Below are 12,145 nucleotides of genomic sequence, written 5' to 3'. Positions count from 1 at the left end.
CTAGTTCTCGCTGGGCAGCGGATCGGTCAGCGCGACGTTGGCCGCCTTCCGGGTCCTCGATACCGCACCGGCCCGCTTGCGCGTCACGCGCCGCTCCAGATACTGTGCAAGCTGTGTGAGCGCGTAACACAGCGCGAAATAACTCAAGGCGAGAATCAGGTACACGGGAAAGGGCTTCGTCAGCAGCCGGTTGTTGATCTGATCCGCCGCGAAGGAGATTTCCTGGACGTTGATGATGTAGCCCAGCGAGGTCTCCTTGATCGTCGATACGAACTGCGTGACCATGCTCGGCACCACGTTGTAAAGCGCTTGCGGCAGGATGACTGCCCGCATGGTCTTCATGTAGCTCATGCCGAGCGCTCTCGAGGCTTCCGTCTGCCCTTTCGGCAGCCCCTCGATGCCCGCACGGATGATTTCCCCGAGATAGGCCGAGTCATAGATGACGAGCGCGCACAGCATCGTGACAAACCCGGTGACCGGATAGCCGGTCAGAACAGGCACGAGAAAGTACACCCAGAAAATCACCATCAGGAGCGGGATGCCCCGCACCATGTAGACGAGACCTGTGGCCGGCGCCCGCAGAAACCGGAAAGGACTGATGCGGGCCAGGGCGACCAGGATACCCAGGGGAAATGCGATGACGAGCGCTGAAAGCGACAGCAAGATCGTCAGTACGATGCCGCCTAGCGGGCCATGCGGATACTGCCCGATGAGCAGCAGTGTCCAGTTATCGCGCAGGATATCGAACATGTCACTTCACTCCCGGAATGCGGTAGTGCATCGCGATTTTGGCGCCGCACAGCATGATGACGAGGGAGAGGCCGAGATACACCGCCGTGGCGATGAAATACGACTCGAAGGACAGAAAAGTTTCGTTCTCGATCTGTCGGGTGACATAGGTCAGTTCTGCCGCGCCGATCGCCATCGCAAGACTCGTGTTCTTGAACAGCAATACTGCGTGATTGACCATCGGCGGAATTGCATTGCGCAGCGCTTGCGGGAGCACGACGAAACGCATGACGTTCAGGAAGTTCAGACCCAGTGCGCGCGAAGCTTCGTACTGACCGTAGGGAATCGCACGCAATCCGCTGCGGATATCTTCGGAGAGATAGGCTGCGCTGCACAGGCCGATCGCCACGACCGCAAAAATGAACTGACCGTTGTAGTGGTTCAGCACGGTCTGCACCGATTCCGGCAGGACGTTCGAAATGCCGAAGTACCAGAACAGGATCTGGACCAGCATCGGCACATTGCGATGGTAGGCAACGAATGACGCGACAAACGCCGTCGCGAGGCGATTGTTGGTCAGGCGGATCAGCGTGAGAAGAATGCCCACCACCAGCGACAGTATCCACGCCAGTGCGGCCATCGCGAGGGTGAGCTCGATCCCATGGAGAAACAGCACCCCATAGTCGCCTCGCAGCACCGTCGCCAGGTCAAAATGAAGTTTCATGTTGCACGTCCCAATGATTCGGATCGAAGCGATGATCCGGGTCTGACTCGACCCGCGGCACCATCGTCATTCCCCCGGAAGCCGTCATTGACTTCCGGGTTGAATTGATACTAGCTCGCGAAAAAAGGCTGTTGCAGAGGCCTTTCTTCTGGTGCAATAAGTTTCGGGAATGATGAATCGGAACGGCGTCCGGCAATGCGACAGGCGTGGTTGTGCATGGCGTCTGTCTCCAGTATGTAGCGCCTCTGCGGGCGCCTCATCGTCAGTGGCGCGCCCCTTTGTCGGAGCGCTCACGCTTGAGAAACAACGGCGGTACTACACCGGCGCAGCATGCTGCGCCGGTCATCGCTCAGGCTGCGGCTGTCGGGCGCGTCAGTACTCGCGGGTTGACCGGTGTCGGCGGCTTGCCGGCCGCTGCGCCGTGCCCTAGAGCGGCGATCAAATTGTCTGCGCAAAGCGCGGCCATCGCGCGCCGCGTGCTGACAGACGCACTGCCGATATGCGGCGTGAGCACCACATTCTTTTGCGCAAGAAGCGCCGGGCAGATAACCGGTTCACCTTCGAATACATCCAGACCGGCCGCCGCGATGCTGCCTTCGTTCAGCGCCACCGCCAAAGCGGCATCGTCCACTACGCCGCCGCGTGCGATGTTGGTCAGCGTGGCCGACGATTTCATCTGCTTGAGCTCCGCGGCGCCAATCGCGTGATGTGAGCTGGCCGAGTAAGGCACCACGATGATGAGGTGATCCGACTCGCGCAACAGCGTTTCCTTGTCGACATAGCGTGCCTTGCAGCTCTCCTCGACATCGGGCGCCAGTTGCGAGCGATTGTGATAGATCACGCGCATGCCGAAGCCGAATGCGCCACGTCGCGCAATGGCCTGCCCAATACGTCCCATGCCGAGAATGCCGAGCGTCGAACCATGCACGTCGTTGCCGACGAACATGTCGAAGCGCCCGGTTTTGGTCCATTCGCCGGCACGCAGGAAATGTTCCGACTCGGTGATGCGGCGCGCCGTTGCCATCATCAACGCGAAGCCGAAGTCGGCGGTGGTATCCGTCAGGACGTCCGGCGTATTCGTGACCAGCACGCCGCGCGCGGTACAGGCTTCCACGTCGACGTTGTTGTAGCCCACGCCGATATTGCATACCGCCTTCAACTGCGGGCAAGCGTCGAGCAAGGTCGCGTCGATGCGGTCGCTGCCGGCCGTCATGGCCCCCACCTTGCCCTGCAGCCTGGCAATCAGCTCTGGTTGCGTCCAGATCGTGTCGTCAGGGTTGTCGGTCACGTCGAAGTTCGCGCGCAGGCGATCGACGATATCCGGAAATGACGCACGGGTAACCAGTACCGATGCACGCATGGAAAACCTCCTAGTTGAACTCTGGATTGCACTTACTCGTTGTGATCAGCGGGATCGCGTTTGATCGTCGTCAGCCCGCCCGGCACCTGCAGCGTGGGCAGAATTTCCATATTGCTGATGTTGACCGCGAGCGGCGCGGCGATCGCAAAGGCGATGGCGTCGGCAATATCGGACGGCAGCGGCAGCTCGAAGCCGTCGATGAACTGCTTGCGCGCCGCCTCGATGTCGCCATGCACGTGGCCAAAAATATCGGTCGCGACACGGCCCGGACAAATCTCCGTCACGCGTACACGCCTGCCGGTCGCATCCACTCGCAACTGGCGCGACAACGCATGGATGCCGGCCTTCGTCGCGGAGTAAATGGAGTTGCCGTTGAAGTTGTAGATCCCTGCGATCGAGCTGATATTGACGATATGGCCGCGATCGCGGGCAACCATACCCGGCATGGTGAGCCGCACGATATGCAGAACGGCTTGCAGGTTGACTTCCACCTGAAGGTCGATGTCTGCGGCAGCGGCATCCAGAATCGAACCTTTCGTCGATACGCCGGCGTTATTCACGACGATATCGAACTGCACTTCCTGCGTCAGCTTCGTGACGGCCGGCAGATCGCACACGTCGATCGCGTGCGGGATGCAACCGGTTCGCTCCGCCAGCTCATTCAGACGTTCCGCGTTGCGAGCGAGCGCATGCACTTCGAGTCCTTCACGGCAGAAGCGCTCGACGATCGCAGCGCCCATTCCGGTCGAAGCGCCCGTCACCAACGCGGTCTTGTAGTCTGAAAACGGCATGAATGACCTCTATCTGTAGTTCTGAACTGTCGCCCTTTGAGGCGTGCGATAAGCCTGTTACCAATGTATACGCCGTGAAAACGCGGGGCAAAGACGGATTGGCTTTGTGGCGATAAGACTGGCTTATGGTTGGTCGATTCGGGTTGGCCGATGCAGGTTGGCCTGCGCGCGCCTAGCGTACAAGCTTCGACACCGGCACGACGCGCCCGCCCGCTGATTCGATCACGCCGCGCACCGTGCGCGCGAGTTCGACCGCACCAGGCGTATCGCCGTGCAGCAGGATCGATTGGACCGCGATCTTGAGCTTGTTCCCCGTGATCGTCGTGATCGTGCCGTCTTCGAGCAGTTCCTTGACGCGTGCCAGGACGGCCGCGCGGTCTTTAATGACCGCGCCTTCCAGCTTGCGTGACACGAGCGCGCCCTGATCGTCGTACGCACGGTCGGCGAGAAACGTGTTGGCCGTGCGCATCCCGATGTGATCGGCGGCCCGTTCGATTTCCGTGTTCGTTGAAACGCTGATGATCAGATCGCGGTCGAATTCGGCGAGCGCCCGCACCAGCGGCTCGGCCAGTTCATACGATGCCGCAGCCATGTTGCCCAACGCGCCGTGAAAGCTCATGTGCGTGACCCGATGTCCGGCCCGCTTCGCGATGCCCGCCAGCGCGCCCATCTGATACACGACGTAATTCGCCAGTTCAAGCGGGTCCGCTTGAATCTGCCGCCGGCCGAAGCCCATCATGTCGGGAAAGCCGACATGCGCGCCGACGTCGATCTGGCGCGCGAGAGCCATCCGCACCGTCTTGTCCATGATGACGGGGTCGCCCGCGTGATAGCCGCATGCGACGTTGGCGGACGAGACGATATCGAGCATCGCTTCGTCTTCGCCCATTTGATAGGGTCCAAAGCCTTCGCCCAGGTCCGCGTTCAGGTCGATTTCCACTATCCACTCTCCATTCTTTAAGCGGTCTGTGCCGGGCTATCCGCAGCGGACCACACCGGCTCAGTGTCTATCTATCGATATACGTCTACGCCGACGGCGAGAGTTCGAGCAAGGGCGTTCCGTAACCGACCGTTGCGCCATGCGCGACGCACAAGCGCATAACCATGCCATCCGCCGACGCGACCACAGGCACGCACAATTGCGCGATCTGCAGCAGGCCGACAATGTCGCCCGGTTTGACGTGATCGCCCGCGCTCACTAACGGCGTTGAGCGTGCCGGATGCGTCGACAGAAAGATGCCGGCCGACTTTGCGGTGATGCTGACGGCCTGCGTCTGCGTCCGCGCCGTGTCCGCTGCGCACGCGAGTCCGCCAGGAACCACAGCCGAAACCGCCTGCGCCGACGCCGGCGCATCCGCACCGATCGAGCAAGGCGCCTGCTCCATCGTCAACCGAACCGTCGCCCCTGGCTTGCTGATTTCGATGAACTCGATATCGACTTCTGCAAGCCACGACGTGATCTGCCGAAGCTCGCCGATATCCACTTCGATTTTCTGTGTCATGTGTCAGTGTCGGGAAGGGCAAAACAGTGCAACGAGATTGCGCACCCTGACGAGATAGCTGTCCAGTTCTTCCAGCGCCGTGACGGCTTCCGCGTACGTCGTCTGAGCAAAGCGAATCTTGGTACCAATACGCGCCTGCGCGAGCCGCCACAAATCGGCTTCGATCACGGTGCCGATCTTCGGATAGCCACCCGACGGTTGCGCATCCCGCAACTGAATGATCGGCTGGCCGCTATGCGGCACCTGGATCACGCCCGGCACGATGCCGTGCGAGCGCTTTTCGATCGAATGCGTCGCGACCAGGGTTGGACCTGCGAGGCGATATCCGTAGCGATCGCTCTGCGGCGTCACTTTCCACCCATCGCGCCAGAACGCTTCGAGCGATTCCGGCTCGTAGCAGTCGTACTCCGCGGCCGGCAGCACGCGCACCACGGTTTCGCCTGCGTCGGCTGCGGGAAGGGACAGCGGCGCGGGCAACGAGTATTCAGGCGGCACCGTGCCGAAACCCGCGGCGAGCACCGCATCTTGCGGCACGACGCGCTCGGCGAGACCCACTGCCTTCACCACATCGCCCTTCTGCAACTGACGACCGTTGAAGCCGCCGAACTGGCCGCGCAACTGCGTGCTGCGAGAGCCAAGCACCACCGGTACATCGACACCACCCGCGAGCGACAGGTAACAGCGCGTGCCACTGGTCGGCACGCCGATCGTCAGCACGTCGCCTTGTTTCGCATGCACGGTCCACCACGGCAGCACGGGCCGGTCGCCCAAGCGCGCCGAACAGTCGGCACCGGTGATGGCGAACGAAAGATCTTCAAGGAAGCGGATACGGAAGGGAAACATCGGAATTTCGATGCCGGCCGCGTCGTCCGGATTGCCGAGCAACAGATTGCCAACCGCGAGCGCCAGGCGGTCCATCGCGCCGGCCGTACCGACGCCGTAGCGCAGATAGCCTTCACGCCCCTGGTCCTGCACCGTCGCGAGCGCGGACGAAGACAGTATCTCGATCATGAAACAATCCTCTCGACGCGAAACCGGATCATGTCGCCAGGTGCGAGCGTGGCCGGGTTATCGCGCGCGGGGTCGAAGAACGACATCGATGTATGACCGATCGTGTTCCAGCCGCTCGGTCCCGTCGATGCCGAGACCCCGGTCTGCACGCCACCGATCGACACCGCGCCGCCAGGCAAGCCCAGCACCGGCACCTTGCGCCGCGGCGTGGCGATACGCGGGTCCATACCGCCCAGATAGCAGTACCCCGGATGGCTGCCGAGCGCATAGACCGTGTAGAGCGGCGCGCAGTGCAATTGCACGACCTCATCGACAGAGAGGCCTGTGTGATTCACCACGTCCTGCAGATGCGGCCCGAACTCGCCGCCGTATTCCACCGGCAAGTCCACCACCCGCCCTTCGATCTGCAACTCGCCCGCCGCGGCCCACGCGTCGCGCAACGCGGCGCCGAGCGAGTCCGGGTCTGCGGGCGGCGTGGAAAACGTCAGCATCAGATTGGTCACACCGGGTACCGCTTCACGCACGCCCGGCCATGATTCGACCTCGCGGGCGAGCGTCCAGATGCGGCGTTGCCCATGCAGATCGAGCGCGCCCGGCGCTTCGAACAGCATGGCCATCGTCCCCAGCATGCTGATGCAAAGCGCCTGCTCCGATTCATCCTGTTTCATCGCAAGGACAGTCCTCTGTGAATCCGGACGCAGCCGTTCGACTACATCCCCGTGCGCAATCGACGCATGCTCAACAGTCAGCGTCATGTCTGTTTCCTCTTTGCGAGCCAACGCTCCAGATGATGAATATCGACGCCGCCCTCACTGAACCCTGCGTCCTCGAGCATGGCCTGATGCAATGGTACGTTGGTACGAATGCCTTCGATGCGCATCTCCGAGAGCGCAATGCGCATGCGCGCCAGCGCCTCTTCGCGGGTTGCGCCGTGGGTGATCACCTTGGCGATCAGTGAGTCGTAATACGGCGGCACGACCGCGCCGCCACTCATATGCGAGTCCACCCGCACGCCATTGCCACCCGGCAGTTCCCAAACGGAAATCTTCCCCGGACACGGGGCGAAGGTGAACGGGTCCTCGGCGTTGATCCGGCATTCCAGCGAATGCCCGAGCGTGCGAATGTCCGGCTGACGAATCGTCAACGCGTGCCCTTGGGCGATCCGGATGTGTTCCCGCACGATGTCGACGCCCGACGTCATTTCCGTCACGGGATGCTCGACCTGCAGCCGAGTATTCATTTCGATGAAGTAGAACTGGCCGTTCTCGAACAGGAATTCGAAGGTGCCCGCGCCGCGATAATTCGTCTGCCGGCAGGCCTCGACGCAGCGCTCGCCCACTTGCCGGATCAACTCCGGGTCGATGCCTGGTGCGGGCGCCTCTTCCAGGACCTTCTGGTGACGCCGTTGCAGCGAACAGTCGCGCGAACCGAGCCACAGGGCATTGCCGTGCGTATCGCACAAGACCTGAATTTCGACGTGACGCGGATGCTCGAGAAACTTCTCGACATAGAGTTCGGGCTTGCCGAAGGCGCGGCGTGCTTCTTCGCGCGTCACCGACACGGCTTCTAGCAACTGCTCGGGACCCGGCACGACGCGCATGCCTCGGCCGCCGCCGCCGCCCGCCGCCTTGACGATCACCGGATAGCCGATCTCCTGCGCGACCCGCAGGATCTCGGTGGGATCGTCCGGAAGACCCCCGTCCGGGCCCGGCACACAGGGCACGCCGGCCGCGCGCATGGCCCGTTTGGCGGCAACCTTGTCGCCCATCGTTCGAATGGAGTCGGGCTCGGGGCCGATGAAGGCCATGCCGGCGGCTTCGACCTGCGCCGCAAAATCCGCGTTTTCCGACAGGAAGCCGTAGCCGGGGTGAACCGCTTGCGCGCCGCTCACGTGCGCCGCAAACAGGATTGCGGCACGGTTCAGATAACTCTGCCCCGGCGCGGCGGGACCGATGCACAGCGCCTCGTCGGCGAGCCGCACATACCGGGCATCGGCGTCGGCCTCGGAATGGACTGCGACGGTTTTCAGACCGAGTTCTCGGCAGGCGCGCTGGATTCGAAGCGCGATCTCGCCGCGGTTGGCAATCAGTACTCTGTTGAACATGGTCGATCAGCCGATCCGGAACAGCGGCTGCCCGGATTCCACTTCGCTGCCCGGAGCCACAAGAATCTCCAGAACGGCGCCACTGAGTTCAGCCTCGATCGCGTTGAACATCTTCATTGCCTCGATCGTGCAGAGCATCTGCCCTTCCTTGATCGTGTCGCCGGTATTCACGAAGGGCGCTTCGCCCGGCGCCGGCGTCAGATGAACGACACCGAACATGGGCGCACGAACGAATTGCGGCTCGCTGGCAGTTGCGCGGGCTGCACTGGGAGCGTCGACGGATTGCGCAGGCTCGGCCAGCGGTGATTGAGCCCCTTGGCTCCCTTGCGTCCCCTGGGTAGACGCCACGGCTACACGTTCATCGCCCGAAGGCGCCTCAGCCCGCTTGCCGCGCCGTTTCGCCTTCACAAGCTTGACCCGTTCCTCACCTTCGATGACTTCGAGCTTGGCCAGCGGAGAGTCCGCCAACAGGTCGATAAGCGCCTTAATCTTCTGGAGATCCATCTTTGAGTCCGTAGCCGGTTGGACGCGCGCCGGTCGATTGGCGTGCGCGAAGCACCGCTGGGGCCGTACGGCAACCCGATTCAATCTCCGGTTGCCCCGCCCGCCTGACGGCTAGCCTCGTCGCGCCGGCTCACTGCGAGCCGGGGCGATCGACGATGGACTCAATGTATCCGGCGCATAAAAAATGCGCCAAGAGGGTTTGGCTTTGTAGCGATAAGGCGCGCTTATGTATCGGCGCCGGACTCGAAACGCACGTCGAGCGCAAGGTCGCCGGCCAATTCCAGCAAGATATCCTTGACGGCCGCGGCGGGCTCGGAAAGCGGCAAATGGTCGGACAGACAGACCGAAAGCGGAATCTTGATGACGGGTGAAACGATCCGGCATTGCACGACGTCGCCCGCCGCGGCCACGACCCGTGCGGTGGAATCGGGCAGGATGGTCGCACCGATCCCGGCGCTCACGGCGGCCGACAACGTCGACGCGGATTCGATTTCGGCCACGACCTTGGGGATCATCTGCACGCGCGCGAAACCCTCGTCGACGTACTTGCGCAGATAGTTGTATGGACGCGGCAGCAGCAAAGGCACGTCGCGCAACGCCGTCACGGCGACCTGCTCCTGCGTGATCCCCATGCTGCGCGGCGCCACGAGGAACAATTCCTCGTTCATCAGAAGCTGGAACGACAGGCCGTGGACGGGCTTATCGCCATACAGCACGGCCATGTCCATACGCCCGTTCATGATCAGCTCGCTGAGCGTCGTGCCGAAATTCTCGTTGATGTAGAGCAGGATGTCCGGATGCCGGGCGCGCACGGTCCGCAACAGCGGCAGCGAGAGCGCCGACGCGCCGGTGCCGGGCGCAAGCCCCACCGAAACCTGGCCTGACAGCGTCTGGCCGGCGCCCTTCACGTCGGCCTGAGCCTGTTCGTACTGGCGCAGGATCAACTGCGCGTGGCGATACAGTGTGGCGCCCGCCTCAGTGGCCGTGACGCCCCGCTTGGTGCGCACGAGCAGCTGCTGCTGGAACTCGTCTTCGAGCGTGATCAACTGCTGGCTCAGCGCCGGCTGGGCGATATGAAGCACTTCGGCGGCCTGCGTCAGGCTGCCGATATCGACGATCTTCACGAAGTACTTCAAACGCCGCAGGTTCACGGTAGTCGCGTCTCAACGTTAAGTGATGGCAACGATGATAGGGCAAGCGCCGCCCCGCGCACAGTGCTTAAAAAAACCTCACTCCCGCTTCTGCAACGCTAAAAGCGTGGCCTGTCAGCGTATTCCCGCATGGACCCCGATCGGTAAATGCCGGACGCGCACGCGTACCGTCCTGTCATAAGTGGATGTTATTGCGCCAGCGGAAAGACGTCTTGGCTTGAACTTTTTCGCGCGCTTAAGGTGAAGCCTCATCAAATGCCGTTGAGGAGTCAAGTGTGAGTGCATCGCGAATTGCCGCCCGCGTCCAACGAATCAAACCTTCGCCGAGCAGCGCCGCGGCGGACCGGGCCGCGGAACTGCGGCGGCAGGGGAAGACCATCGTCAACCTCGTGGTCGGCGAGCCCGATTTCGATACGCCCGCGCACATTCGCCAGGCCGCTTTCGACGCGATGGAACGCGGCGAAACGCGCTATACGCAAACCGCGGGCACACCGGCGCTGCGCGCCGCCATCGCGGCGAAACTGCAACGCGAGAACGGCCTTTCGTACGATCCCAAACACATCATCGTGACGTGCGGCGCCAAACACGCGATCTTCAACGCGCTCGCCATCACCGTTGAATCAGGCAATGAAGTCCTGATTCCCGCCCCCTACTGGGTGTCCTACCCGGACATGGTGCTCGCCTGCGACGGCGTGCCGGTCGTCGTGCCCTGCACCGAAGCAGACAGTTTCAAGCTCACGCCCGCCACCCTCGAAGCGGCGATCACGCCCAACACGCGCTGGCTGATCATCAATTCGCCGACCAATCCCACGGGCGCAACGTATAGCGCCGCAGAACTGCGCGCATTGGCGGGTGTGCTGTTGCGCCACCCGCAGGTGCTGGTGATGATGGACGACATCTACGAACACATCCGGTTCGAAGGCGAGGCATCAGAGCACCTCCTGTCGATTGAACCCGAACTCAGCTCGCGCACCCTGGTTGTCAACGGCGTGTCCAAGACCTACGCGATGACCGGATGGCGCATCGGCTACGCCGCCGGCCCCGCCGACCTGATCGCGGCCATGGACACGCTCCAGTCCCAATCCACCAGCAACGCCAGTTCGATCAGTCAGGCCGCGGCGCTCGCGGCGCTGAACGGCGACCAGACATTCGTGCAGCAATCGGTGCGAACCTATAAAGAACGCCGCGACCACGCACTCGAAGCGCTCAACGCGATTCCCGGCATCAGTTGCAAAACGCCAGGCGGCGCTTTCTATCTGTATGTCAATTGCAGCGGCATGATCGGCCGCACCACGCCGCAAGGCAAGCGCATCGAGGGCGACGTGGATGTCGTTCTGTATCTGCTCGAGCACGCCGGCGTCGCACTGGTTGCCGGATCGGCGTATGGCGTTTCGCCTTTCTTCCGGATGTCGATCGCGACAAGCATCGACATTATCGATGAGGGCTGCCGGAAGATTGCCGCCGCGGTCGCCGCACTGAACTGAGAGTAAGGCGACGACGTGAATACGTCACGTCGTCGCTTTGTAAAAAAGACATGCCGCGCCGAGAGGACGTGGCAGTCGGTTTGGAGTTTTCCATTTTTCGTCAATCTGCAAGGGGATCTACTCGTGAAAAAGCATACATTAGGCATACTAACTGGATTAGGACTGGCAGTTTCTGGGATCGCGCACGCGCAGTCGAGCGTCACCCTGTACGGCATCATCGACGAAGCGGTGCGCTATGACACCCACCAGAACAAATCCGGCGGGAAGCTTTTCACGATGGGTAGCGGCGGCGAGATTCAGGGTAGCCGCTGGGGTCTGCAGGGTACTGAGGATCTCGGTGGCGGCCTGTCCGCGATCTTCCAGCTCGAAGGCGGCTTTACACCGAATACCGGCGTGACGCAGCAATCCACGCCGTCCGGCACCGCCCGCCTGTTCGGCCGCACCGCGCTGGTGGGCCTGAGCAGCACGTCCTACGGTACGTTGACGATGGGCCGGCAATACACGCTGGTGCATGAAATGGGCTGGACGCACGATATCTATGCGTTCGCCAATTACACCGGCACGGTCGGCTTTCAGGGCGCCGGTCTGACGGGCGGCGGCCGTCTGGACAATTCCGTGCGATATACCTCGCCGACGCTTGCCGGTTTTACCCTCAAGGGCTCGTATACGTTTGGCGGTGTAGCGGGAAATACTCACCAGAACTCGTCGCCGAGCTAAGCTCGAATCTGGTGTATGGGGGATTTGAGGCGGGAGATTGAAGGCGGTGGAGGTTTCAGCTGAGAATC

General features: G+C 62.2%; 13 protein-coding genes. 2 read left to right on the top strand and 11 right to left on the bottom strand.

Translation table 11 applies throughout. The features are described from left to right. The 11 genes from AB6809_RS33155 to nac form a co-directional block, all read right to left on the bottom strand. Positions 1–750 carry an amino acid ABC transporter permease gene (locus AB6809_RS33155; protein WP_371028138.1) on the bottom strand — a complete coding sequence of 250 codons (750 nt, stop codon included), beginning with the start codon at positions 748–750 and terminating at the stop codon, positions 1–3. A gap of 1 nt (position 751) precedes the next feature. Then, positions 752–1,453 carry an amino acid ABC transporter permease gene (locus AB6809_RS33150; protein ID WP_371028137.1) on the bottom strand — a complete coding sequence of 234 codons (702 nt, stop codon included), beginning with the start codon at positions 1,451–1,453 and terminating at the stop codon, positions 752–754. Positions 1,454–1,802: 349 nt separating this feature from the next. Next, positions 1,803–2,813, bottom strand: coding sequence for a 2-hydroxyacid dehydrogenase (locus AB6809_RS33145; protein WP_371028136.1), 1,011 nt, complete (start codon positions 2,811–2,813; stop codon positions 1,803–1,805). Between the two features lie 32 nt (positions 2,814–2,845). After that, positions 2,846–3,604, bottom strand: coding sequence for an SDR family oxidoreductase (locus tag AB6809_RS33140; RefSeq protein ID WP_371028135.1), 759 nt, complete (start codon positions 3,602–3,604; stop codon positions 2,846–2,848). Between the two features lie 172 nt (positions 3,605–3,776). Further along, positions 3,777–4,544, bottom strand: coding sequence for a LamB/YcsF family protein (locus AB6809_RS33135; RefSeq protein ID WP_200619686.1), 768 nt, complete (start codon positions 4,542–4,544; stop codon positions 3,777–3,779). A gap of 85 nt (positions 4,545–4,629) precedes the next feature. Beyond that, positions 4,630–5,106: an acetyl-CoA carboxylase biotin carboxyl carrier protein subunit gene (locus AB6809_RS33130; protein ID WP_371028134.1), complete on the bottom strand. Its 477-nt coding sequence runs from the start codon at positions 5,104–5,106 to the stop codon at positions 4,630–4,632. A 3-nt stretch (positions 5,107–5,109) separates the two neighbouring features. Continuing rightward, the gene (locus AB6809_RS33125; protein WP_200619684.1) at positions 5,110–6,117 is read right to left on the bottom strand and encodes a biotin-dependent carboxyltransferase family protein; all 1,008 of its coding nucleotides are present in this window, start codon (positions 6,115–6,117) and stop codon (positions 5,110–5,112) included. Then, positions 6,114–6,785, bottom strand: coding sequence for a 5-oxoprolinase subunit PxpB (gene pxpB / locus AB6809_RS33120; RefSeq protein WP_371028173.1), 672 nt, complete (start codon positions 6,783–6,785; stop codon positions 6,114–6,116). Before pxpB ends, AB6809_RS33125 begins: the two co-directional genes overlap by 4 nt. Before the next feature lie 83 nt (positions 6,786–6,868). Then, positions 6,869–8,221, bottom strand: a complete 1,353-nt coding sequence (gene accC / locus AB6809_RS33115) for an acetyl-CoA carboxylase biotin carboxylase subunit (protein ID WP_371028133.1) — start codon at positions 8,219–8,221, stop codon at positions 6,869–6,871. A gap of 6 nt (positions 8,222–8,227) precedes the next feature. Beyond that, the gene (accB, locus tag AB6809_RS33110) at positions 8,228–8,725 is read right to left on the bottom strand and encodes an acetyl-CoA carboxylase biotin carboxyl carrier protein (RefSeq protein WP_371028132.1); all 498 of its coding nucleotides are present in this window, start codon (positions 8,723–8,725) and stop codon (positions 8,228–8,230) included. Between the two features lie 224 nt (positions 8,726–8,949). Continuing rightward, a complete protein-coding gene (gene nac, locus AB6809_RS33105) occupies positions 8,950–9,876 on the bottom strand; it encodes a nitrogen assimilation transcriptional regulator NAC (RefSeq protein ID WP_371028131.1) in 927 nt (308 codons plus the stop codon). A 275-nt stretch (positions 9,877–10,151) separates the two neighbouring features. Between nac and AB6809_RS33100 the strand changes: the two genes are divergently transcribed. Together AB6809_RS33100 and AB6809_RS33095 are read left to right on the top strand one after the other, a co-directional pair. After that, positions 10,152–11,360 carry an aspartate transaminase gene (locus AB6809_RS33100; protein WP_371028130.1) on the top strand — a complete coding sequence of 403 codons (1,209 nt, stop codon included), beginning with the start codon at positions 10,152–10,154 and terminating at the stop codon, positions 11,358–11,360. A 15-nt stretch (positions 11,361–11,375) separates the two neighbouring features. Then, the gene (locus tag AB6809_RS33095) at positions 11,376–12,077 is read left to right on the top strand and encodes a porin (protein ID WP_371028129.1); all 702 of its coding nucleotides are present in this window, start codon (positions 11,376–11,378) and stop codon (positions 12,075–12,077) included. Positions 12,078–12,145 lie beyond the last annotated feature (68 nt).

The sequence above is a fragment of the Paraburkholderia sp. RCC_158 genome (assembly GCF_041355255.1).
Taxonomy (GTDB): Bacteria; Pseudomonadota; Gammaproteobacteria; order Burkholderiales; family Burkholderiaceae; genus Paraburkholderia; species Paraburkholderia graminis.
The sequence above is the reverse complement of the archived record's forward strand: the minus strand, read 5'-3'. Positions and strand labels throughout refer to the sequence as shown.